Below are 25239 nucleotides of genomic sequence, written 5' to 3' on the forward strand. Positions count from 1 at the left end.
CATATTGCTGCATAATGAAGTACACATAAGCTTCTTAAAAATCTTCGATTTTCATCTCACTCATTCTAATCATCACACTTGTCATTCAGAACGAAGCGTATGCGAAGTGAAGAATCTAAAATACTTAATCGCAAAGACGCTAATTTTTTTTAAGTGTTATGTATTTAAAGCGCAAGGATTTTTATCTCCGATAAAAATTAAAAAAAATCTGCTCGATCTGCTCAATCCGCGAGAGATAAATAAAGCAAATCTACACGAGTTTTTTAACCACCAACCAAAGGTTCGACGTAGTCAAAAGTCACAAAAGTGTTAAACACTTTAGAACACGTAAGAAAGTTTATCATATTGCTGCATAATGAAGGACACATAAGCTTTTAAAAATCTTTGATTTTTATCTCACTCATTCTAATCATCACATTTGTCATTCAGAACGAAGCGCATGCGAAGTGAAGAATCTAAAATAGGTTAATCGCAAAGACGCTAATTTTTTTTAAAAATATTATATATTTAAGGCGCAAGGATTTTTATCTCCGATAAAAATTTAAAAAATCTGCATGATCTGCTCAATCTGCGAGAGATAAAAAATAGCCCCCTACTTTATGCTACTATTCAAAGCTCTCTTATTTGCATAGTAATTTCTAATACCCGTTGAAACCTGTAAAGAATAGTCTGTAGTTACATATTCTTCTCCTTTATATCTCATCGTATTCGCTCCCGGAGCAATATCAGAAAAAAACTGTCTGAATGATTCCGGAGAATAATTCAGTCGTGTTGTAGTTGCTTTAAAATCTCCTAAAGGCAGAGTAACGCCTTTGCTACTAACTGCTGCATTACCATGACACGAAATACATGATGATATTGAATTATCAATAGGCCCGTTTAGCCTTCCTCCTAATCCATGATATTTGAGATAAGCTGCTGTTTTATCTTTCTTTTCCGAATGTATCAATGATGCATTGATAAAAGACTCTTGAAGTTCTTTATTAATAAATGCACCATCACGATGCACATCTTTTGTTATCCCTGAATCATTGCCCCAACTTAACCCTACCGGAACCATTCGATCCCAAACCGTTTTCCCTTTACTGGATCCGTCATACATAAATGTTCCGTATACCCAACCAGTTTTTAATGCCCTTTTATCCTTGATCGCAATATCGATCTGAAGCAGTCTAACCGTTCTCTCAGTTCTTGTTTTATCGGCACATTCTGTATTAGGATTGCATACATAAATATTAGCCTTCCATTCCAATGTATTTTTTAGAAAAGGAACCTTACTCAAAGTTCCATCAGTAAATAGTAATTTAAAACTTACGGTTCCTTCCGGAAAGTTAGATTTTACCGGATCCGGATCTTGATTCGGAGCGGACCAAACTTGCCCTAGTGTATAACCTCCCGGAGAATTATACATTCCTACTGCCCAATTTTCCAATTCTATATCCTGTTGATCATGTATTTTATATTTTGGTGTCGCAAACTCCCTTGTCAGACCATGGATATATTCACGTCCATTTCCTATATACGCTTTATTCAGGTACTTTCCATCATCATGAAGCCACGGAGCATGATACCATTTTCTGATTTTATTTTCCTGTCCTCTGAAATCAACCTCTCTATTGCCTTCAAGGCAATAATGTAAAACAGTCTGCATATAAAGCTCAGGATCTTTGGTGAAATCAATACTTTGCCATGGATAATTTTCAACAATCAATATTTTCGGATAATCCTGACTCAATTCAAATGTTTTCATTCCTGATGGGGGAGTATAATTCGCATTATAGCTTGGAAATAAAGCTTCAGTATAAATGATTTTTTTTGTTATTATTCCCTTCTTGGAAGACATCCGATTTTGAAGAGATTGCTGGCAGCACACCAAGATAATAAATACAGTCAAAACACTTAAATATCTTAATCTTTGTTTCATATCAATAGTTTGATTGTAAAGATAATAGGTTAATCGCAAAGGCGCTAAAATCTTCAAAACATTACGTCTTAAAGATTTTTATTTTCGATGAAAATTTAAAGAAATCTGCATGATCTGCTCAATCCGCGAGAGCAAAAACAAAACGAAGAGATTAAAGCTCCCACAGATTTCACAAATATCACAGATGATTATTATAAAGATACTTGATCAAACCAGCAGGAAAAAAGATCTGTGTAATCTGTGCAATCTGCGGGAAAAGAAATAAAAATTAGAATTCTCGCAGATTTTGCAGATAACGCAGATGATAATGATTAAAAAATAAAAAATAGCTATTTAAAAATATAATCCAACTTCTCGATACGTTTTTTTCAAAACCTACTCGAAGTGACGAATCATTGTCTCCGTAATAAACCTGGCCGAAAATCTTTGATTTTCTTGCGCCTTAAAAACAACATCCTTAAAAAAACCTTTGTGCCTTTACGATTAACAAAAACTAATTATTAACATCACAATTGAAGCTGTTACAATTCCCCTCCCTCGGAGGGGTGGCAAATCAAAGATTTGACGGGGTGGTACAAAACATTCCCCACTTGAAAAACATTTCATTAATAAAAGAAAATGTTATAACTTGCAGTCATTATGATGTCCAAACGTTGCAAATATGCTTTAAAAGCAATGGTCAGGTTAGCAAGAAATTACAATCAGGGCTTTCTTCCTACTTCTGTTATTGCACAAGATGAACATATTCCCAGAAAATTTTTAGAACAAATTCTTCTAGAATTAAAGAGAGTAAAACTTGTTAATAGTAAACAAGGGAAAGCAGGTGGATATTATTTGCTGAAATCTCCTGACGAAGTCTCTCTTGCTGACATTTACCGGATTTTTGATGGACCTATAGCATTGGCTCCTTGTGTCTCTTTAAACTTTTATGAACCATGCGATGATTGTGTGGATGAAGAAACCTGCTACCTTAGAAAAGAGTTTATTATTGTAAGGGAGAAAACAAGAAAAAGCATGATGGAGGCCACTCTGACCACGTTTATGAAAAAAAGTTAGTTTTTTTAATTTTAAATACTACTAATTTGGTAGGATTAATAGGATTATATATATTTGCACAGATTAATGTCAATGCAAATGGAAAATAGCCTTAAAATAGAATTCGATAAACTAGTGAAAGAAGCTTCTGAAACTCCCTTTCAGAAGGACTTTTTACAGATACTGGTAGAACGGTTTCCTAATGAGCTCATCTTTTCGACGAGCTTTAGTTATGAAGATCAGGTAATCACACATCTCATTAAAGATCTTAATGTTGATATTTTTACACTGGATACTGGACGACTTTTCGAACAGACCTATGAAACCTGGACTGCAACCATAGCATTCTTCAAAAAAAATATTAAAGCATATTATCCCGACACCGAAGAAATAAGAGACTTCGTTTCACAAAACGGACCGGATTCATTTTACCAATCGGTCGAGCAGAGAAAGGCATGCTGTACGATCCGAAAAGTTCATCCTCTGAAAAAAGCGCTGCAAGGATATAAGGTATGGATCACCGGATTAAGATCAGAGCATTCTGCCAACAGACAAAATATGCCGCAGGTGGAATGGGATGAGGACAATCAGATCATTAAATTTCACCCAATCCTTCACTGGACGACAGAACAGGTAACGGATTACGTAAAAACACATCATTTGCCTTACAATTATCTGCATAAAAAAGGATTTGTAAGTATTGGATGCGAACCCTGTACAAGAGCGATAAAAGAAGGAGAGGACTTCAGAGCAGGCCGATGGTGGTGGGAAGATGCCAACAAAAAAGAATGCGGATTACATATTCATCAATAAAAAAAGAACACATGTCAACATATCATTTAGATTATTTAGATCAGTTAGAAGCTGAATCCATTTACATTTTAAGAGAAGTAGCAGGACAATTTGAACGTCCGGCTCTTTTATTCAGCGGAGGAAAGGACAGTATTGTACTGGCTCATCTGGCTTCAAAAGCATTTCGTCACGGAAAGATCCCTTTTACTTTTGTTCATGTAGATACTGGACATAACTTTCCGGAGGTTTTAACCTTTAGAGATCAACTCGTGCATCAACTGGAAGTAGACTTAGTAGTGCGTAAAGTGGAGGACACGATAAAAAAGAAAAGTCTAACAGAACCTAAAGGTAAATTTCCAAGCAGAAATTGGCTGCAGACCTATACATTGCTCGATACCATAGAAGAGTTTGAATTTGATTCCTGTATTGGAGGTGCTCGGAGAGATGAGGAAAAAGCCCGTGCAAAGGAGAGAATATTTTCTGTCAGAGATGAGTTTGGACAATGGGATCCTAAACTTCAACGTCCTGAGCTATGGAATATTTTCAATGGCAAAATTCATAAGGGTGAGAATGTAAGAATTTTCCCTATAAGCAACTGGACAGAACTGGATGTCTGGAATTATATCCGTAGAGAAAAAATCGCGCTGCCTTCTATTTACTTCTCGCACAATAGAGAAGTGGTGGATTTTAATGGTCAATGGATTGCCAATTCTCAACACGCTTCTCTGGAAGTCCATGATTTCGTAACCACAAAAAAAATACGCTATCGTACCGTAGGTGATATGACATGCACTGCAGCAGTTGAATCTTATGCAGAAACAATAGACGCGGTTATTGAAGAGATTTCAGCAACCCGGATCTCTGAGCGTGGAGAAACCAGAATTGATGACAGGGTAACGGAAGCCGCTATGGAAGACCGTAAAAAAGGAGGATACTTTTAATCAATGATAAAAGATAATTGATCAATGATTAAGGCAGAATGTCATCAATTATTACTCATAACTCATAATTCAAAAAATGGATATATTAAGATTTATAACAGCAGGAAGTGTGGATGATGGTAAAAGTACCCTTATCGGAAGACTGCTATACGATAGCAAAAGTATTTTACAGGATCAGCTGGAAGTACTTGAAAAACACTCTAAAAATAAAAATGAAGACGGTGTTGATTTAGCACTTTTAACAGATGGTCTGCGTGCAGAAAGAGAACAGGGAATTACTATTGATGTAGCTTACAGATATTTTTCTACACCCAGAAGAAAATTTATTATTGCAGATGCCCCCGGCCATGTACAATATACACGTAATATGATCACCGGAGCGTCTAATTCTGACTTGATGGTCATCCTGATCGACGCGAGAAAAGGAGTTATTGAACAGACAAGAAGGCACTCCATTATTGCGTCTTTACTACAATTAAAAAAGGTAGCCGTAGCTATTAACAAAATGGATATGGTAGATTATTCACAAGAAGTTTTTGAAACCATAAAAGCTGACTATTCAAAAATTGCTGAAGGACTGGGTTTGAAAGACGTGACTTATTTCCCTATTTCAGCGCTTAAAGGAGATAACATTGTTTCTTTATCACCGAAGACAGATTGGTATGAAGGAGATTCTCTTCTGGACTATCTGGAACAGGTAAAATTGAATGAGGAATTGAATAACGGAAGTCGTTTTCAGGTTCAGTATGTGATCCGTCCTCAAACAGAAGAATTACATGATTACAGAGGTTACGCGGGACAGATCTTAAGCGGTCAGTTTAAAAAAGGCGACAAAATTCATATACTTCCGGCAGGTTCAACCACTGAAATTGTTAAAATCGAAATCAATGGAGTAGAAAAGGAACAAGCCTTTGAAGGGCAGCCTGCAGTTATTCATATAGCCAACGATTTAGATATCAGCAGGGGAGATTTTTTCGCCACCGAAGAACAGCTTCCGGTTATTGAGAAAGATCTTGAGGTTCTGCTATGCTGGCTTGATCAAAAATCATTACAGCCTGGTAATAAATATATATTACAACAAAACAGCAGACTGGTAAAAGCAATTGTAAAAGAGGTGGACTACAAGATCAATGTAAATACTCTTGAACAGGAAAAGGCTGAAGGAGAAATTAAACTCAATGAGATTGTCAAAGTGACGCTTCGAACTGCACAACCCCTGGTGTACGATAGTTTTATCAATAATAAAAGAACAGGGTCTTCAATTTTAGTAGATGAGACCTCCAATTCAACAGTAGCAGCATGCATAATTCAATAGAAAATGACAGTTTCAAATAATTTAATTGACCGAATCCGTAATAACAAACAAAGTCATCCCCATCGTTTTTTTGATAAGGTAAAAGCAAAATATTTCGTTACCGGATTGTATGAGGTACTTTTTCTTCCTGAAAAAGAAAATACAACAAATCAATTGGAGGGAAACTTTGCAAAATTGTATGGTGCTCTTTTTAGCCTGATAAACTGCATTACTGCAGATGAAGATCTTGCAGAAATACAAACGGATGCCTTTTTTAATGCATTGCCGGAAATCTATGATCAACTGATTCTGGATTCAGTAGCTATTCTTGAATTTGATCCGGCAGCGGGTTCTCTGGAAGAAATACTTCTTGCATATCCTGGATATTTTGCAACCTATGTGTATCGTATTTCTCATCAGCTATGGAATCAGGAAGTGAAAATATTACCACGCGTCATTTCAGAATATGCACACAGCAAAACAGGAATTGATATCCATCCCGGAGCAGTGATCGGGGAGTATTTCTTTATTGATCACGGAACCGGAATTGTTATTGGTGAAACGGCAGTCATTGGGAATCATGTAAAAATATATCAGGGTGTGACCCTTGGGGCTTTAAATGTTTCTAAAGAAAAAGCCAATCAGAAAAGACATCCTAATATTGAGGATCATGTTACTATTTATTCCGGAGCGACCATTCTTGGAGGAAATACAACAGTTGGCAAAGACAGTATTATCGGAGGAAATGTATGGATCACACAAAGTGTTCCTCCCAACTCTCTGGTTTATCATAAAAGTGAAATAAAAATAAAGGATAACAACTCATTACCAGAATCTTTAACCTTTGTTATTTAAAATAGAAAAATAAAAATTGTATTGGTATGAAATTTCAGAACACATTAGAAACGATTGGGAATACGCCAGTCGTAAAAATTAACAAGCTTTTTAATTCAGATCATGAAGTCTGGATCAAGTTAGAAAAAAGCAATCCCGGAGGAAGCATCAAAGACAGAATAGCATTAGCAATGATTGAGGATGCAGAAGCCAAAGGATTATTGAACAAAGACAGCACGATCATAGAACCTACCAGTGGAAATACAGGAATAGGACTTTCATTGGTTGCTGCCGTAAAAGGATACAAACTTATTCTGGTAATGCCCGATAGTATGAGTATAGAGCGCCGTAAAATTATGGAAGCCTATGGAGCTCAATTTGTATTGACCCCAAGAGAAAAAGGGATGAAGGGTGCCATTGAAAAAGCTAATGAACTGGCACAGGAAACTCCAAATTCGTGGATCCCAAGACAGTTTGATAATCCTGCCAATGTAAAGATTCACACCGAAACGACCGCAAAGGAAATAATAAAAGATTTTCCTGATGGCCTGGATTATGTGATCACAGGAGTAGGAACAGGGGGGCACATCACTGGAATTGCAAAAGTCTTGAAAGAGAAATATCCCAATATTAGAGTAATTGCAGTAGAACCAGAGTTATCCCCTGTATTGAGTGGAGGAAGTCCTGCACCTCATCCGTTACAAGGTTTAGGAGCTGGATTTGTCCCTTCTATATTAGATATAACCCTTTTAGATGGTGTTATTACTGTAGGTAAAGATGAAGCTTTTGAGTATACTTTAGATGCAGCAAAAAAAGAAGGCCTTTTCGTAGGAATTTCTACAGGAGCTGCACTGGCTGCCATAGCAAAACATTTACCCGAGATACAGCATGGTGCTAAAATTCTTACCATTAATTACGACACCGGCGAGAGGTATCTCTCCATTGAAGGGCTCTTCTAAACTCTTTAACTAACACAGACTTTAAATGAATACACATAATAAAGCACCCAAGGTTTATCTTATTGGTGCAGGACCCGGCAACCCAGATCTCATCACAGTAAAAGCGGTAAAAGCTATTGCTAAAGCGGATGTTATCTTATGCGACCGTCTTGTAAGTCCTGAGATTTTAGAGACGTATGTCAGTAAAAACGCAGAAGTTATTTATGTAGGTAAAGAATGCAGTAAGAATGCATCTACTCCTCAGTCGCTCATTAATATTTTAATGGTGGATTATGCCCGCCAAAATAAAACAGTGGTAAGACTTAAAGGAGGTGATGTATCTATATTTTCTAATATTCTGGATGAATTGCAGACTTTAAAAGAAAATCAAATCCCATTTGAAATTATCCCGGGAATTACTGCAGCCTTAGGAGCCGCAGCCTATGCAGGTATGCCTTTGACAGCCAGAGGATATGCTACATCAGTTCGTTTTCTTACTTATTATAAGTCTGAAATTCTAACCAATGATTATTGGAAAGAACTTGCTGTGACCAATGATACTCTTGTATTTTATATGTCTAAAGGGAATCTTACAGCTCTCGTAGAGAAATTTATACAGCTAGATGTTTCAAGGGATAAAAAAATTGCCGTGATTGAACAGGCTACTACACCTTATCAAAAAGTGTATACCTCTTCTTTTAATGATTTTGCAGTAAAGTATGCAGATAAAACTTTTGCCTCTCCATCATTGGTAGTGATCGGTAAAGTAGTCAATCTGCATGAAGAATTTTCGTGGCTTCAAAATTCCGAAAACGAAGGTCTTTATTTTAAATCAGTTGAAAATGGAAGCCTTATACAAAAAACTCAAAACTTCTTCGAATATGCTGTCTGAAAATAAATTGAAAATATTAAAACAAATATCTGATAACTTTTCCAGAGACGAATCCATCTGGGCAAGCGGATATTTAGCAGGTCTTGCAGGATCATCTTTTGCTGCAGTTCAGCCATCTCTGGCAATTGACAACACAGATCAGGTTGCGGTAAAGAAAATTACCCTTGCTTATGGTACAGAAACCGGAAACAGTAAAAAACTAGCTACAGGACTGGCGGGAATTATTAAGAAAAAAGGAATTCAGGTTAAGCTAGCCGATCTTTCACAATATAAGCCAAAAGATCTTGCTAAGGAAGAGTTTTTCTTTGTGATAATCAGTACGCAAGGGGAAGGAGATCCTCCTGTTCTTGCAAAGAAATTCTATGATTATATTTATGAGAACGAAATCAATCTCAGCAACCTCAAGTTTGGAGTTTTAGCGTTGGGAGACAGTAGCTATCCGCTATTCTGTAAAACGGGAGAAGATGTAGATTATCGTTTTGAAATATTGGGAGCTCAGCGTATCATTCCATTAAAAAAATGTGATGTAGATTATGAACAGGATGCCACCCATTGGATCGAACATGTTTTCGAAACAGTAAACAAGACCTCTGAGAATACAACAAAAAATATTTCAGCTCCAAAGGTTTCAAAGGGTAGAAAAAAGTATCAGGGAACCGTTTCCACTATTATTAATCTGAACGATATTACTTCTGATAAAGAAACCTATCACATAGAAATAGAAACGGAAGAAGCTCTTGTTTATAGCCCTGGAGCTGCTCTAGGCATAGTACCGATCAATTCAAGATCTGTGGTCGATGAAATTATTGAATTAACAGGGATTGATCCTGAAAAGGAAATTGAAACAGCAAGAGTAACCGCCAGTGTGCAAGAACTTTTATCCCAACATCTTAATATCAGCTATTTATTAAAGACTGTTGTAGCTCAGTATGCTCTGATCACGGGACATTCGATTCCGGAAGTTCGTTTAGGACTTCTTGATCTCCTTCGGATTTATCCGGTGAAAAATGCAGATGAATTTGAACAGATCATCACGGTGTTAACAGGACAATCACCACGTCTGTATTCGATCTCTTCTTCTTTGGAGGCTCATGGAGATACTGAGATCCATATCACTGTTGCTAAATCAGAATTCCTGATTGACGACCAGAAACAGAATGGATTATGCAGTGGTTTCCTTAGTGAGTTCGCGGAGGGAGAAAGTATTGAGTTCTATATTCAGGAAGCAGGTCATTTCAGATTACCTGAACAGGATAAAGATATTATTATGATTGGGCCGGGAACAGGAATTGCTCCTTTCCGATCATTTCTCTGGGAACGTGATGCAATAGGAGCGGAAGGCAGAAACTGGCTATTTTTCGGAGACCGGAACTTTGTATCAGATTTCCTTTATCAATCAGAACTTCAGGATTTTCTTAAAACAGGAGGTCTTACTCATTTAGACCTTGCTTTCTCCAGAGATACCGATGAAAAAATATATGTTCAGCATAAACTGGAACAAAAGGCGCAGGAAGTTTTTTACTGGCTTGAAGGAGGGGCATCAATCTACGTCTGTGGGACCAAAGAACCCATGAGCCGAGATGTTGAAGAAACCCTTCTGAATATTATCCAAAGTCAAGGAAAACGCAGTAAGGAGGATGCTATTAGCTATCTGGAAGAAATGGAACTTAATGGCAGATACGCAAAAGATGTTTATTAAATCCCATTCGGAGTAATCGTAAAATAAAAAGAAATAATGAGCAATAAAGATAACCTTTCACCGGTAGAAAGAATTAAAACCGGGAGTAACGGACTCAGAGGAACCTTAAAGGAAAGCCTTTCCGATGATTTCACGGGAGCCATAAGAGAAGATGACCAGACGCTGATCAAATTCCATGGAATGTATCAGCAGGATGACAGAGACAGAAGGGAAGAGCGGGTAGGTAAAAAGCTAGAATGGCTTTATTCCTATATGATCCGGTTAAGACTCCCAGGTGGGTTTTTAACTTCTGAACAATGGTCAGGATTGAATGAAATTGCAGAAGACCATTCCACAGGAACCATAAAAATCACAACAAGACAGACCATTCAGCTGCATGGTATTTTAAAATCCCATCTGAAGCCTACCATTCAGAGCTTCAATATTCAACATCTCGATTCTATTGCAGCATGTGGCGATGTGAACAGAAATGTAACCTGTACTGCGAATCCTTCTGAATCTCCACTGCATCAACAGGCTTATGAATTGGCTGGTAAGATCAGTGAAATGTGTCTTCCGAAAACCAAGTCATATTACGATATCTGGATTGATGATGAATTGATTGTAGATAGAAAAACGGAAGAAGATCCTCTATATCAGGACAGGTATCTGCCAAGAAAACTGAAAATCGGAATTGCAGTTCCTCCCAATAATGATGTAGATGTATTCATCAACGATATTGCCCTTATTGCTATTATTGAAAATAATCAGATTGTAGGGTATAATATTGCAGCAGGGGGAGGACTTGGAGCCACTCATGGAAACGAAGCGACCTATGCGCGTTTGGCATCAGTTCTTGGATTTGTAGACTCGGAAGAGAAAGCACTGAAAGCAGTATATGAAATTATAACTGTACAGCGCGACTTCGGAAACAGAAGTGACCGAAAGCTTTCCCGATTAAAATATACGATCGATAAACTGGGAATTGACGGATACAGAACTGAAGTTGAGAAAAGAACAGGATTTGCCTTTGAGACTGCCAGAGAATTTAAATTTGAACAAAGAAAAGACCGTTACGGGTGGATGCAAAATCATGAAGGAAAATGGTTTTATACGGTCTTCGTGGAGCATGGAAGAGTTCTTGACACCGACGAATATCCTTTAAAATCAGGATTATTAAAGATTGCAGAATCCGGTAAAGTGAATTTCCGTTTTACCTGTAACCAAAATCTTATTCTTTCTGATATTAAAGAAGCTGATAAACCTCAAATTGAATCTCTCCTGAAAGAATTTGGAATTTCAGATTACACAGAGAAAGCAAGTGCCTTACGTAAAAATTCTGTTGCCTGTGTGGCATTAAATACTTGTTCATTGGCTTTAGCAGAAGCACAGCGTTATCTGCCTTCTTTAGTGACAAAAATAGAACCTGTACTCGAAAAGTATGGCCTTCTTCAGGAAGATATAACCATCAGAATGACCGGATGTCCAAACGGCTGTGGAAGGTCTCCTAATGCTGAAATCGGTTTTGTAGGAACTGCGTATGGTAAATATAACCTTCACATCGGTGGAGACAGATTAGGAATGCGCCTAAATACAAAATTTAAAGAAAATTTAGGTGAGGAAGAAATTCTTGAAACCTTGGATCAGCTTTTCGGGATATATGTACAGGAAAAACTGACTGAGGAAACGTTTGGTGATTTCTCATACCGTTATTTACAGAATTTAAATTAAAAATTAAACCACAAAAGTTAAAATAAACCACAAAAGTCACAAAAGCTTTATTTATAAACACTTTAGAGCACGTAAGCTGGTTTATAATAATAGCTAAAGTGTTAAAAACTTTTGTCCCTTTTGTGGTTGGAAAAAATAAAAACTTAAATTGAAAATATGATAAAACTATTGTATCGTCGGAAAAAATTTAAAAAACATTGCCATTATCTTTCAGGTATGCGAATGTGTATGTGTTGTTGATTGAAACAATAAATAACATTAAAACTGTTTAAACCCTATTAAAACTATTCAAAGGATTTTCTGAGTGTGTTATTGAAACACCCCGTCAAATCTTTGGTTGCCCACCCCTCAGAGGAGTGGAATGATAGGTACTTCTAATCTCCCTTATTCAAAAGTTTAAACAGAATCATTCGTATAACCTCAAAAAATGAAAAATGAAAAATATAAGGCAGAAATATTTTCTGCAAAAAACGGGTATTATAGTATTTACACTTTTATTTTTTAATCTGGCAGAAGCACAGCAACAGCTTATAGAATTAAGTGGAATCATCAAAAACACAGATACGCAAAAAGGGATTAATACTGCCAAAGTTCAGGTTGAAAATACGCAGGATACAGCATTAACCGATCAACAGGGAAATTTTAAAATAAGAACGAGGGTTAAAATACCTTTTCGAATTGTTATTCATAAAGAAGGATTTATCGACCAGACGGTTGAAATACTATCATTATCTAATAAAATAGCGATAGAACTCAACCCTCAGAATGCCATTATAGATGAAGTGGTTATTTCCGCTTCCAGAGTTCCTGAAAAGGTTCTAAGATCTCCTATAGCCATTGAAAAGATCGATATCAGAGCGATCCGGGAAAGTCCTGCTGCATCATTTTATGAAACATTAGAAAATGTAAAAGGGTTACAGCTTTTAACCTCAAGCCTTACGTTAAAAATCCCTAACTCCCGTGGCTTTAATTCACCGAATAATTTTCGCTTTATGCAATTGGTGGATGGGGTTGATGTACAGTCAGCTACCTTAGGAGTTCCATTAGGAAATGCTATAGGGCCAACGGAGCTGGATATCCAGTCTATGGAGGTAACTCCGGGTGCTGCATCAGCTCTTTACGGGATGAATGCCATTAATGGGCTCGCGAGTCTTCAAACCAAAGATCCGTTTACTACTGAAGGACTAAGTGTTTATTTCAGAGGGGGTGTCAATCATGTAGACAATGTGAACCACAAAATATCTTCTTTGGGAGAAAGTGCTATACGATTTGCAAAGGTTTTAAATAAAAATCTGGCCATCAAAGTAAATGCCTCTTATTTTAGTGGAGTGGACTGGATATCAAATAATCAGACCGATCAGAATGCCAATCCATTAATTACCGCCAATCCTAATTTTTCATTGCCGAATAATCCAGCGGAAGACCTTTGGAACAAATACGGAGACGAAAGAAACAATAGGGTAGCCGTAAAAGTGGACTATAATGGAAAGCCTACCACATTTAATGTATCAAGAACAGGATATCTTGAAAAAGATCTGGTAAGCCCGGAGGTGAAAAATATAAAATTTGATGCCGGATTATATTATCGTTTTGGAGACCAATGGAGAGCATCCTATGTGTATCGTTATGGATTACTGGATGGGACTTTCCAGAGAGGAAATAAGATCAGACTGCAAAATGCAACGGTTCAAAATCATAAAGTAGAACTGACGGGTAGGGAACTTACTTTCAGAGCATATGTATCTATTGAAAATACAGGAGACTCTTACAATTTAAAACCTTTGGCCGATAATCTGGATCTGACCAATCTGTCCAACAACAACTGGAGAAATATATTTCAATCCGCTTTGCAAAATAGTATTAATTCTGGTGTCAACCTGAATGATGCATTTATCCTCGCAAGACAGGAAGCAGATAAAAATAGAGTAGTTCCCGGAACCTATGCTTTTGACCAGTTAAAGAATACCATTATCGGAATCAATAATTGGGATTCTGCAAACGGGGGAGTTGCCGGAGCTCCGGCAACAGGAGGGGCTAAGCTTGAACAGAAATCACGCTTTTACCAGGGCGAGCTCACCTACGACTTCAGCAGGTTTGTAAAAATATTCAACCTACTTGCAGGTATTGATTATCGTTTGTACAGCATAACCCCTGATGGAAATAATTTCGTTGATTTTGACAGACCGGTTAAAGAAAGAAATATTCCTTTATCCAATGGTACTTTCGGTAAAGATGTTATTTATCAGAAATATGGTGCTTTTGCTCAGATCACCAAGCTTTTCTTTGATGATAAATTAAAACTTAATGTTGCCCTGCGCGTTGACCGAAATCCTGAATTCGAAGCCAAAGTGAATCCAAGAATAAGTATTGTATATTCCCCTGTCAATCAACATAATTTCAGGGCTTCTTTTCAAAACGGATACCGTTTCCCATCCCTTTTTGAAGCACTTTCTTTCGTCAATAACGGAAACGTACGAAGAGTAGGTGGACTTTCAAAAGTGAATGAAGGATTGGGTTATCTGGATAATTCATATACACTGGCATCACTTGACAAATTTACTTCTGCTGTGAATGCAGATGTTGATGGAGGGAAAAGTCCAAACCAGGCTGCATTAGACAATAAGAATCTTTTGGCTGTTGCCAATCTTCAAAAGCTTCAGCCTGAAAAAATCAATTCATTTGAAGTAGGGTATAAGTCCGTTTTCTTTAATAGCAAGCTGGTGTTGGATTGGGATTTTTATTATAATATATATGAAGGGTTTCTGGGCCAGGTAGAAGTAGCTGTTCCTAAAAATGGTAAAGTAGGAAGCGAGAGTGCTGTTTTGGATATGATCGATCGCAGTAAGCAGGATCGTTATAGAGTATATACCAACAGTAACAGTACCTACAAAAGCTACGGAACGTCATTAGGTGTCCGTTATAACATTGTAAAAAACTATAATATCAATGCCAATATCTCTTATAATGATCTGGCATCCAACAATAATTCTGATTTGTTTATCACCTCTTTCAACACTCCAAAATGGATGGTTAATGTAAGTGTAGGAAACAGAGAGATCATCAAGAATATTGGGTTTACCCTCGTTGCAAGATGGCAGAACAATTTCTTATGGGAAAGTCCTTTGGCTTCGGGGAAAATTCCAGCTTACTATACAATAGATGCTCAGGCAACGTGGAAGCTTCCTGAAATCAATGCAAATGTAAAAATAGGGGCTACCAACTTACTTAATCGCCGATATTTTCAGTATGCAGCAGGTCCTGAAATCGGTGGTCTGTATTATCTTACTTTTACCTATGATCTAAAATTATCGTCAAAATGAGTAATTCCCTATATCCCATATTTCTAAAGCTCGAAAAATTACCATTATTAGTCATTGGTGGTGGTAAAATAGCGCTTGAAAAATTAGAATCAGTGCTTGGTAATTCACCGAAAACCTCCGTAAAGCTGGTAGCAATAGAAATTATCCCGGAGATTAGATCATTGGAAACCCAGTATCCCAATTTAACCTTATACGAAAGAGCTTACGAGGATTCTGATTTCAGCAATATAGACGTAGCTATTATAGCAGTAAATGATATTACATTAGCTGAGCAGATCCGTGACAAAGCACATCTTAATAATGTATTGGTAAATATTGCCGATAAACCGGATCTGTGTGATTTCTATTTAGGATCTATTGTAAAAAAAGGAAGTCTGAAAATTGCCATTTCAACGAATGGAAAATCCCCAACTATCGCAAAGAGATTACGGGAAATTCTTACCGAAACCATCCCTGATGAAATGGATGATGTATTGGAGAATATGCAGAATATCCGCAATCAGCTAAAAGGAGATTTCAACTACAAAGTCCAGGAGCTGAACCGGGTAACCACAGAATATCTGGATGAAGGAAAAAGGAACTCCTCAAAATCAGATCTTGAAATAGAAAAGCTCATCAATATTACCAAAATAGCTCAAAGACGGGCGAATATCTATTTGGCCATAATAGGCGTTTTAATTCTTTTTGGAGTGTTGGGAATTATCATTTACCAGTTCAATCTATCAGATGACATTCAGGTTTTTCTTAGTAAAGATGGACATATTTTTTACTGGATGCTGCTTGCTGGATTTTTAGCGGAAATTGTCGCAGGTTCTATGGGAATGGGATATGGAGTCATATGTACAACGATACTTTTATTGCTTAACGTGCCACCACCAGTCGTGAGTGCCAGCATTCACTCTGCAGAATCCTTTACAACAGCAGCCGGAAGTTTTAGCCATTATAAATTAGGAAACGTTAATAAGAAAATGGTTCTCGTATTATTCCCACTGGCAATAGCGGGTTCTGTGATCGGGGCATTAACGCTATCTCATTACGGCGAATATTATGCACATATTGTAAAGCCTATTATCGCATGTTATACTTTGTATCTTGGATTAAATATTCTTAAAAATGCTTTCAAAGAAAAAAGAGCCAATCAGGTAAAAACAAAAAAAAGAACAAATCTTAGGGTCTTGGGACTTGTGGGTGGTTTTATTGATTCTTTTGCTGGAGGAGGATGGGGTCCTCTGGTTACCGGAACATTGATCAAAGAGGGGAGAATTCCCCGTTATGTTGTGGGAAGCTCTACTGTTGCCAAATTTTTGCTTACCATCACCAGCGCAGTCACTTTTATTTTTACCATTGGTATTCACCACTGGAATATTGTATTAGGTCTTTTACTGGGTGGGGTTTTCACCGCTCCTTTTTCAGCCATGCTGACCTCCAAACTGCCGACAAAGAAAATGTTTGTAGTGGTGGGCGTAGTGGTTAGTATAATGAGCCTTATCACGATTGTAAAATCCATTATATCATAAGAATCATTATGGTCGCTAATAGGCATAAGTTGCTATCAATTAGTATTTTATTTTAAATTTTAATTAAAAACTAGTCATATTTTTTATTATATTTGATTAATAACTTAAAAAAACTACTATGAAATCACATCTTAAAAATCTAAGTTCATTAGACAGAAAACAAATGAAATCAATCAATGGGGGCCGCATTCCTTGTCCTGCTAATAATGACTGTGGAGCAGGGAACTGTTGCATAGCCGGAGCATGTCACCCGATCTCTGACGCAGGGCCTAAGTATGGCTTATGTACTGCTATAATCTTGGATTAAAATAAACAATCAGCACATAATTTTTCCCTCCATTGTTAAAATGGAGGGAAATTTATTTTATGATTAACAAATTAGAGTGAAAGGGGTTTATACAGATATTTTATTCTGTCCAAAGATGTCCGGCAGAATAGGTCTTTGCTTTTCCTGCAATGATGACCCGCTCATTTTGATCTTCACAATATAACTTTCCAAGTCTTTCGGAGAGCTGCATTGCAAACATATCCTTTTTACCCAGTCTTTCTGACCAGAAAGGAATCAGTGAACAATGAGCAGAACCCGTTACCGGATCTTCCAGAATGCTGGATTGTGAGGTAAAATATCTGGAAACAAAATCACTCCCATTTCCTTTCGCAGTTACAATCACACCACCTGGATCCAAATTGATGAGATCAAAGGTTGCTCGGTCAATTTTGATATTTCTTATTTCATCTTCTGTATCATATACCAAAACATAATCTCTTGATTGAAATACTTCTTTTGGCTGAATATTCAATGATTTTGAAATAATTTCAGGCAATACAGAGGGTAATGGCATCCTTGAAGGAAAATCAAGATAATACAATCCATCCTTAAAGCTTACCTTCAATTCGCCACTTTTGGTTTCAAAAATAATTTCATTGCTTTTATAATTTAAAATTGAAATCAAACAATGAGCTGTTGCCAGGGTAGCATGTCCGCATAGAGATCCATCTCAATTTCAGGGGTAAACCACCGGAGATGTATTGTTGAACCATTTTCGATAAAAAATGCTGTTTCAGCCACCGCATTTTCCCTGGTAATTTTTAGAAGGGTTTCATCAGGAAGCCATTCTTTTAAGGGGACTACACAGGCAGGATTTCCTCTGAAAAGTTCATCTGTAAATGCGTCTATCTGGTATAATTCTAATTTCATGATCAAGAATAAATTGTCTTCAGTAAAAGTAAAAATTTCTTTTCATCTTTACCACTTAACTGAAGACAATACTATTATAAAAAGAATTCTTTCAACTCATTATTGACCATTGATCTTTTTTGAAGTATCAATTCCAAATCCAACACATCCCTGCGATAGAAACATCGTTAAAAATAACAGATACAGTGTCTGTGGCAGATACAGAAAATAGCTCAGCCAGGTAAAAGGATCCATTTCATATACGCCCGTCTCCGGTTTAATGGGAATAAGTTCCTTAGGAATTGTATTGAGGTCATGGGTGAATAAGGCAACGAGTATAATGATGATTAAAAAGACCGAACTTATTCTCGTCCATAAACCAATCATTAAAAATAGTCCAAATATACACTCACAAAAAGCGGTAAAATTAGCTGTAAATCCGGGAAACGGAAATCCAATACTGCTAATCGTATTGAACATATATCCCTGAAAAATAGGATGAAATAATTTGTTAAAGCCCGCAATAAAGAAGAATAATCCAATAAGGATTCTGCATATGATGTATATATTTTTGCTGTTTTTTTCGAATTTTGATGTGATTGTATTCATTATTTTTTTAATTCATTTTAGATTAAATAACAAGCCCATGAAAGGGAGCCAGTCATGTTATGTAAGATTAATAATAGAGGAATAATGCTTATTCCTTTTTGTAAGTTTTCAGCATATATTAGAGCTGAAACTTTGAGAATTAAACTTTTATTTTAGGAGGAATCCAAATGGAATTAAAAAAAGAAGAATAGGGTGGATCGTTATATAAAAAGAAACGACTTTCTAAGCTCTCTTCAAATCCTTTGAACCTAAAAGATGTAAACGAAGCCGTAAAAAATGATGAAAAATTAGAACAGTAATTTCCATTACATTTTATCGGAGTTCTGTTGTTTTCTTTGAGACTGGTTTGATCACATTCCTGATGAGCATTCGAATTAAAATGCTGGTAAGTACTGAATAGCGTTGTTGAAAAACTATTATAACTTGTAGTAGATATAAACAAATGGGTTAGCATCAAAAATAGACTCAATACTCTTGTATAATGCAATAAACCAATCTGTTTAACCATAGGCATTTTTTAAAATGGATAACAAATATAATGAAATATTTATGGTAGTATACGTTCCTAATCGGTTTACAGGAAATCAGTATTTCATTAATGATAAAAACTTATCAATTAAAAGTCTGTCTGAACTCAAGTGGAGACAGGGAAGTCTTGTTTTTAAATAAACGATGTAATGATTGTGAATGTTCAAAACCAAGATGAAAGGCAATTTCCGATACCGACATTGAGGTCGTAGATAAGAGTTCCTTCGCTTTTTCTATTAACCTGTTTTGTACATGCTGTTGAGTAGTTTGTCCCGTATGGACACGCAACATATCACTAAGATAATTAGGACTGATGTGCAGCTCATTCGCTATAAATTGCACCGATGGAATCCCATTGATTATCAGATTATCATTTTTAAACTGATCATCCAACAATTTCTCCAACTGAGTTAAAAGATCACTATTTACTTTTTTCCTTGTTAAAAATTGACGGTTATAAAAACGATCACAGTATTTCAGAAGCAGATCAATATTAGAGATCAGTAAATCCTGGGTGAAAACATCCATATTATTTTCTGTTTCTCTCCTGATATTAGCCATGATATCTGTGACTGAATTTTCTTCATTTTCCGAAAGATGTAAAGCCTCGTTAGCCGAATACGAAAAATAACCATAATCCTTTATAACAGAAGCAATCGGGTAGCCTTGTAGAAAATCTGGATGAATCACTAATACATTTCCTTTGACATCAGAAAGCAAAATATCTTCAAACTGAACCACCTGATGGGGCGCAATAAAATACATAATCCCACCATCAAAATCATAATATTGCTGACCATATCTGAACTTTCCGGCACAATCACTTTTAATGACAATCACATAAAAATCTGTAGTAATAGCACGAAGAAAAGTCTCAGGAGGTACAGAAATCTCATTAAAATCAAAAACACTGATCAGTGGATTGGAAGGTTTTTTAAGCTTCAGGTAATGATGCATTTTTGCAATTGAAGTTACTTTTTCAGGAGCTTTCATCTTTGTAGTTTATGATTTAAATATTCGGGTTAATAACCTTGTTGCTCTTTTTTGATCTGTTCTATTCCTTTTCTGTAAGTCGTTACTTCAAAATCCGGAAACCTTTTCCTGAATTTAGAATCATCAAACAGATTATCATATCCATATCTTGGAAGCAGCTCTTTCAGTTCCTGTGCATTTTCATTGAAGAGCGCACTGAGCCTGAATGCAAATTTAGGAATCGTAGTATATTTTAATTCTTGTCCATAAATTTCTGAGGCTAGTTCAATAAATTGCTTATAGGTTAATTTATGGTTATCTACGGGCAGATGCCAAGTTTGTCCATATGCATCCGGTGTATTCCCTATTAGAGCAGTCGCCTTACTTGCATCAGGAGTCCAGATTAGGCTTCTTAATTTATCATCCCTCAACGGAACTTTTAGCTTTTTACCCTCTTTTATAGCATCAAAAATAAGAGCATTGGTAATACTTTGTGTTTTTCCAGGCCCGTAGAACTCCGGAGCCCTGCAAATTACCACATCCATTTCTCTCAATTTCATTTCTTTTAAAACCATTTCTGCCATTTCCTTTCTCACTTTTCCTTTTCTTCCTACAGGAGCAAAGGGAGTATCTTCTGTGAGAAGATTATTATTTTGCGGATACATATAGGTATTATCAAAGAACACCAGTTTAGCTCCATTCACTTTACAGGCTTCAATTACATTTTTTGTAATAGTAGGAAATCGTTTTTCCCACAAATCCGTATTCATAGGCAACCCCAAAGTAAAATAGGCAATCTGACTGCCTTTTACAGCTTCAATAGCATTTTCTTTAACAAATAAATCGGCAGAAAATGTAGTATCTGTATCATTCACTTTCTTTGGATTTCTGCTTACAATCCTGATATCGGAAGTGAAATTCTTTTTCAGCTCCCTTGCCAGTTCTTCGCCGATTTGGCCATTAGCACCTAATATAGTTTGCATAATTGTATGTTTATTTCTGACTTTTATTCTTATGCAAAATTCGGGCATAACTTATAAGAAACTGTAACTCAATCATCCGAATTTGTAACCTCATCTCTGTTCTTGCATTTTAAATGCATCTTTTTCAAACCTTATTCTTGAGCCACTCTGTATCTATAATAGTGATGAATTTAATTGAATGACTAATAAAATGAATATTTAACCTTATTTATTCTAAGAAAAAATACCGGAAAATCCTGTACTAAACTGCATTCTTGGCTGTTGTGAAGGAGGTCTATTTATCCTAAACTTGTATATTTGCCAAAATAGTAAATTCATTCACAACACAAAAATTATTAATGGTTCCAGCCAATGCTTCCCATAAGCTTATCCCGATGACTACCTTCGTTCTTGAATATTATTCACACGAGGGATATGCTGATCTTCAGACGTTAAATCTGATGAATAATTATGCTAATCTTCTGAAGCATCCTTTAACGCTTGGAATGTTCATTCCTGTCGATGCAGACGGAAATGTGTTGAAAGAACCTAAAAATTATGTGAGCTGGAAATCACTTGAACATAACACAAAACATATCAATGAAAACTCTGCAGTACCTGGATTTGAAGAAAACAACATATACCAAAGAGCAGAACAAAATTGTTTTTTTGAAGGTTTTAAAGTAGCTTATAATGGCTATTCAGTAGTCAGAATCGTGGCCTCTTATGACGATGCTATCGAATTATCTTTTAACAAAATTGATCAAAAATTTCAGACATTCGAAGACATTGAATCTCTTACAGTTTTCGATGAAATATATTTAAGTGCTACTGCTCTAAAAGCTATTGGTATCAAGTAATAGTATTCTTAGACAGATTTTTTTAAATGATTTACAGTTGGTTATGAAAATATTTATCATATTTACATCACAAACCACTCAATTATTTACAATGAAAAATCTTAAACAAATCTCAAAAGAGGATTTAAAAACAATCAAAGGAGCTGCTTCGGTATGCTCTAAAGGATATTACTGGTGTACACCATCCGGAGGCTGTATTCCTGAAGCACAAACTTGTTGTTTATAAACAGAAAGACACTTTATAACGATCAGTAAAAGATTGTAAAACTTAAAGCTCTACTTAGTGGGGCTTTTTCTATGAAAATCATCCATATTTTTCTTCAGTGTTTCTTTAAAATAGTTAAAAGCATCCATTTCACTCTGAGTATTACTCAATGGTTGGGAGGCACGGGGATGACTTATCGCCCAATGGTATGATCGCTTACCGACTACACGAAGTATAAAGCCTGGATAAAGAAAGTACCATGGAGCTATTATTTCTATCATATTTTCATAGGGAATTCTTCCATAAAGCGCTGATTCAAGATAATCCGGATAGAATATAATACGCTCTTTTCTCCCCATCCATCTTACCAATACAACAACCAGAATAATAAATTCTGTAATACCGATACCCAATAACCAATTGATAGGAATATCTATAATTTTCCCTGATATAATCGTTACAAAAAGAAGTAGAGGAATTAGTATTACGCCTATTACCGCACGTCTGTTATCTGGTAAAACAAATTCAAAAGTATGCATCAATAATAATTACAATATAAAAGCAAATATACTCAACCTTTCCCGTCGTATAAAATATTTCAAATGAACTATGGATATTGTAACACAAGCTCTATCAGTAATACTACCTATTTCCCATTGAGTAGAAATACTCTTGCTGTTCTTTGTTTCCCATTGTAACTTTATCCTATCTTATTTTAGGAACAATAACCATGGAGACCAGAAACCATTATAAAACGGGGCGCCATTCCGAAAAGCCATATGAGTAGGGAGAAAAAACTAATATTATGAATCATGTAAAGTACAGGGTTGGAAAATGGCTTCCATCCGACAGGAATTTTCTAAATAACTGGATAGAGAAAAAAATCATTCAGGCTAAAAAGTCTAATCTTCCAATGAATCCGGCTATTGCAGACCTTAGAGATGCCATATACAATGATCCTATTTTATGGATGAGTTTTACAAGCATGTATGATGAGATTCCACAAGGGTATAATGAGCCTGTAAAAAACTTTGAAACCATGCTTCTTATTATGAATCAGATTTTACAGGAAGCTCCATGTTACAGTACCATAGAGAATACAATTGGATTAGTTGGTTTCCCCATTAATGCTATTTTGGATTGGGCTATGGGTACCAGTGGTGGATATCTCGCATTCACCAATACATTAGTGAATGAAAAATTAAATGTGATCCTCAACGAATGGAAAGTATTTCTGCAGTCCGACGCTTCAAAATACGTTTTGGTAAACGGACCTATATTTCAGCCACAACCTGACTATACCAATCCGGTGGGCTGGTTTTCACCAGAAGCACTTGAAGCTATCGCAGCTATGGACCCATTAAGAGGTCAGGGTAACGATCCAGAAAATGCACTGGCTAATTTCATCTATAATTATCAATGCAGACCCGATCTTCCTAATTTTGGGTATACTAGCTGGGATGATTTTTTCACCCGTGAATTCAATCCCGGCGTAAGAGAGGTAAGTGATGCAGACAAAGACCCATCAGTGATTGTAAGTGCCTGCGAATCGGCTCCCTATAATTGTGTGACTAATGCCATGATGAGAGATAAGTTCTGGATGAAGGGGCAACCATATTCTCTGTTGGATATTATGAACAATCATCCGTTATCACAACAATTTGGAGATAACAGTACAGTCTATCAGGCATTTCTTTGTGCTAAAACTTATCACCGTTGGAACAGTCCTGTAGATGGTAGAGTAGTAGCTATTCAGAATGTTCCCGGAACCTATTATGCGGAAGCCCCTGTTGAAGGATATGATCCGGCAGGTCCAAATGACTCTCAGGGGTACATCGCTGAATTGGCTGCCCGTGCCTTAATCTTTATTCAATCTGATAATGAAAAAATAGGGTTAATGTGCTTTGTCGCTATCGGTATGGCGGAAGTTTCCAGCTGTGAAATCACCGTAAAGGTAGGAGATCACATCAAAAAAGGAGACCCAACAGGTACATTCCATTTTGGAGGCTCTACCCATTGCTTAATTTTCAGACCGGGAGTGAATATTGATTTTGACTTCCATGGACAAACACCGAGTTTGAATACGTATAATATTCCGGTGAAATCAAAGATTGGTGTCGTTTCTTAATTAATTGAAAGTTGAAAGTTGAAAATGGAAAATTGGAGCATCTTTAGATCTTCTAATTCGACAAAATATATTTTAAATTTTAGAGAAAGACCTCAAAAAAATTTGAGGTCTTTTTTAATAGATTGGTCTGTGTCAGTTAGAATACACGTCTGTTTATATAGTAAAAATCTTATAATTTAGAAATAAACCTTTTAAAACTGGTTTGATATTCTTCTCTTCCTTTCAAATCACCATGCCCGCCCTTAGAAATTACAATCATTTCTTTTTGAGGAGTAACAAGATTAGCCAATATTCTTTCGGAATGGTCGGGAGTTATAATATCATCCAATTCCCCATGAATCAGTAGAGTAGGAATACTAATCTCATGGGCTCTTTTTGCAGTATTCAATTGATAATCTGGCGCCTGATTTCCAAAAATACTGATTTCAGCAATAGAGGAGTAAGGACTTTCTAAAATAACCGCTTTAGCCCTTTTCTTTGTAGCCAGATAAGCGGCCATTGAAGTTCCCATTGAATATCCATAAAGAATAATATTTTCCGGCTGATACCCTAATTGTAATGCAAAGTCATACACATGCTCTGCATCACTATACATATTTTGTTCACCATCAATCGATCCTGTTGATTTTCCAAAGCCTCGGTAATCGGTAACTAAAACATTATATCCCCAGTCCAGTATCATCCCATGATTATCAAAAAAATTCTGCATATTTTTCGCATTTCCTTGAAAATAGACTAAAAGCAATGGGCTTTTTGTAGTCTTATAATAAAGACCATGCAAGATTACTTCAGGGGTAACCTGAATAGAGACTTCTTCAACATTCTCAGGTAATTCAAATTGATAATCCTGAGACAAAGGAATAGGCTCAAAAATAAGTTCAGTTTGTTTTGTAATATCCATT

General features: G+C 36.3%; 22 protein-coding genes and 1 pseudogene. 15 read left to right on the plus strand and 8 right to left on the minus strand.

The window, feature by feature from the left end; genetic code table 11:
* Positions 1-592: 592 nt before the first annotated feature.
* Positions 593-1843: a hypothetical protein gene (locus tag JHL15_RS13215; RefSeq protein ID WP_200246421.1), complete on the minus strand. Its 1251-nt coding sequence runs from the start codon at positions 1841-1843 to the stop codon at positions 593-595.
* Positions 1844-2563: 720 nt separating this feature from the next.
* Here JHL15_RS13215 and JHL15_RS13220 point away from each other — a divergent pair.
* From JHL15_RS13220 to JHL15_RS13275, 12 genes are all read left to right on the plus strand, one after another.
* The gene (locus tag JHL15_RS13220) at positions 2564-2980 is read left to right on the plus strand and encodes an RrF2 family transcriptional regulator (RefSeq protein ID WP_200246423.1); all 417 of its coding nucleotides are present in this window, start codon (positions 2564-2566) and stop codon (positions 2978-2980) included.
* Between the two features lie 78 nt (positions 2981-3058).
* A complete protein-coding gene (locus tag JHL15_RS13225) occupies positions 3059-3772 on the plus strand; it encodes a phosphoadenylyl-sulfate reductase (protein WP_200246425.1) in 714 nt (237 codons plus the stop codon).
* An 11-nt stretch (positions 3773-3783) separates the two neighbouring features.
* Positions 3784-4692 carry a sulfate adenylyltransferase subunit CysD gene (gene cysD / locus JHL15_RS13230; RefSeq protein ID WP_234047770.1) on the plus strand — a complete coding sequence of 303 codons (909 nt, stop codon included), beginning with the start codon at positions 3784-3786 and terminating at the stop codon, positions 4690-4692.
* A 76-nt stretch (positions 4693-4768) separates the two neighbouring features.
* Positions 4769-6007, plus strand: a complete 1239-nt coding sequence (locus JHL15_RS13235; protein ID WP_200246428.1) for a sulfate adenylyltransferase subunit 1 — start codon at positions 4769-4771, stop codon at positions 6005-6007.
* Positions 6008-6010: 3 nt separating this feature from the next.
* Positions 6011-6841 carry a serine O-acetyltransferase EpsC gene (gene epsC, locus JHL15_RS13240; RefSeq protein ID WP_200246430.1) on the plus strand — a complete coding sequence of 277 codons (831 nt, stop codon included), beginning with the start codon at positions 6011-6013 and terminating at the stop codon, positions 6839-6841.
* A 26-nt stretch (positions 6842-6867) separates the two neighbouring features.
* Positions 6868-7779, plus strand: coding sequence for a cysteine synthase A (gene cysK, locus JHL15_RS13245; RefSeq protein WP_200246431.1), 912 nt, complete (start codon positions 6868-6870; stop codon positions 7777-7779).
* Between the two features lie 25 nt (positions 7780-7804).
* On the plus strand, positions 7805-8650 hold the full coding sequence (cobA, locus tag JHL15_RS13250; RefSeq protein WP_200246433.1) for a uroporphyrinogen-III C-methyltransferase: 846 nt from the start codon (positions 7805-7807) through the stop codon (positions 8648-8650).
* Entirely contained in the window at positions 8601-10349 is a 1749-nt protein-coding gene (locus JHL15_RS13255) for a diflavin oxidoreductase (protein WP_234047771.1), read from the plus strand. Before cobA ends, JHL15_RS13255 begins: the two co-directional genes overlap by 50 nt.
* A 36-nt stretch (positions 10350-10385) precedes the next feature.
* On the plus strand, positions 10386-12059 hold the full coding sequence (locus JHL15_RS13260) for an NADPH-dependent assimilatory sulfite reductase hemoprotein subunit (RefSeq protein WP_200246435.1): 1674 nt from the start codon (positions 10386-10388) through the stop codon (positions 12057-12059).
* 434 nt (positions 12060-12493) lie between these two features.
* The gene (locus tag JHL15_RS13265; protein ID WP_200246436.1) at positions 12494-15379 is read left to right on the plus strand and encodes a TonB-dependent receptor; all 2886 of its coding nucleotides are present in this window, start codon (positions 12494-12496) and stop codon (positions 15377-15379) included.
* On the plus strand, positions 15376-16896 hold the full coding sequence (locus tag JHL15_RS13270) for a TSUP family transporter (protein WP_200246438.1): 1521 nt from the start codon (positions 15376-15378) through the stop codon (positions 16894-16896). Before JHL15_RS13265 ends, JHL15_RS13270 begins: the two co-directional genes overlap by 4 nt.
* Before the next feature lie 118 nt (positions 16897-17014).
* Positions 17015-17203, plus strand: a complete 189-nt coding sequence (locus JHL15_RS13275; protein WP_200246440.1) for a hypothetical protein — start codon at positions 17015-17017, stop codon at positions 17201-17203.
* A 100-nt stretch (positions 17204-17303) separates the two neighbouring features.
* Here the strand turns inward: JHL15_RS13275 and JHL15_RS13280 are convergent.
* From JHL15_RS13280 to JHL15_RS13300, 5 genes and pseudogenes are all read right to left on the minus strand, one after another.
* A pseudogene (locus tag JHL15_RS13280) lies at positions 17304-18094 on the minus strand (PhzF family phenazine biosynthesis protein).
* Positions 18095-18193: 99 nt separating this feature from the next.
* The gene (locus JHL15_RS13285; RefSeq protein WP_200246441.1) at positions 18194-18682 is read right to left on the minus strand and encodes a DoxX family protein; all 489 of its coding nucleotides are present in this window, start codon (positions 18680-18682) and stop codon (positions 18194-18196) included.
* Between the two features lie 139 nt (positions 18683-18821).
* On the minus strand, positions 18822-19196 hold the full coding sequence (locus tag JHL15_RS13290) for a hypothetical protein (protein ID WP_200246443.1): 375 nt from the start codon (positions 19194-19196) through the stop codon (positions 18822-18824).
* 98 nt (positions 19197-19294) lie between these two features.
* Entirely contained in the window at positions 19295-20203 is a 909-nt protein-coding gene (locus JHL15_RS13295) for a helix-turn-helix domain-containing protein (RefSeq protein WP_200246444.1), read from the minus strand.
* Between the two features lie 29 nt (positions 20204-20232).
* Complete coding sequence (locus tag JHL15_RS13300; RefSeq protein ID WP_200246446.1) at positions 20233-21165, minus strand: NAD-dependent epimerase/dehydratase family protein; 933 nt, start codon at positions 21163-21165, stop codon at positions 20233-20235.
* Positions 21166-21503: 338 nt separating this feature from the next.
* Here JHL15_RS13300 and JHL15_RS13305 point away from each other — a divergent pair, with 338 nt between their 5' ends.
* The gene (locus JHL15_RS13305; protein WP_200246448.1) at positions 21504-22004 is read left to right on the plus strand and encodes a hypothetical protein; all 501 of its coding nucleotides are present in this window, start codon (positions 21504-21506) and stop codon (positions 22002-22004) included.
* Between the two features lie 91 nt (positions 22005-22095).
* Positions 22096-22230: a bacteriocin-like protein gene (locus JHL15_RS21290; protein ID WP_262895632.1), complete on the plus strand. Its 135-nt coding sequence runs from the start codon at positions 22096-22098 to the stop codon at positions 22228-22230.
* A 50-nt stretch (positions 22231-22280) separates the two neighbouring features.
* On the opposite strand, the gene JHL15_RS13310 is transcribed toward JHL15_RS21290, so the two are convergent.
* Positions 22281-22748 carry a hypothetical protein gene (locus tag JHL15_RS13310; RefSeq protein ID WP_200246450.1) on the minus strand — a complete coding sequence of 156 codons (468 nt, stop codon included), beginning with the start codon at positions 22746-22748 and terminating at the stop codon, positions 22281-22283.
* A 266-nt stretch (positions 22749-23014) separates the two neighbouring features.
* On the opposite strand from JHL15_RS13310, the gene JHL15_RS13315 reads away from it, so the two are divergent.
* Complete coding sequence (locus tag JHL15_RS13315; protein WP_200246451.1) at positions 23015-24337, plus strand: phosphatidylserine decarboxylase family protein; 1323 nt, start codon at positions 23015-23017, stop codon at positions 24335-24337.
* A 169-nt stretch (positions 24338-24506) separates the two neighbouring features.
* Here the strand turns inward: JHL15_RS13315 and JHL15_RS13320 are convergent, their stop codons facing one another.
* Positions 24507-25238: an alpha/beta hydrolase gene (locus JHL15_RS13320; RefSeq protein WP_200246453.1), complete on the minus strand. Its 732-nt coding sequence runs from the start codon at positions 25236-25238 to the stop codon at positions 24507-24509.
* Position 25239 lies beyond the last annotated feature (1 nt).

Source organism: Chryseobacterium paridis (assembly GCF_016595215.1).
GTDB classification, from domain to species: domain Bacteria; phylum Bacteroidota; class Bacteroidia; order Flavobacteriales; family Weeksellaceae; genus Chryseobacterium; species Chryseobacterium paridis.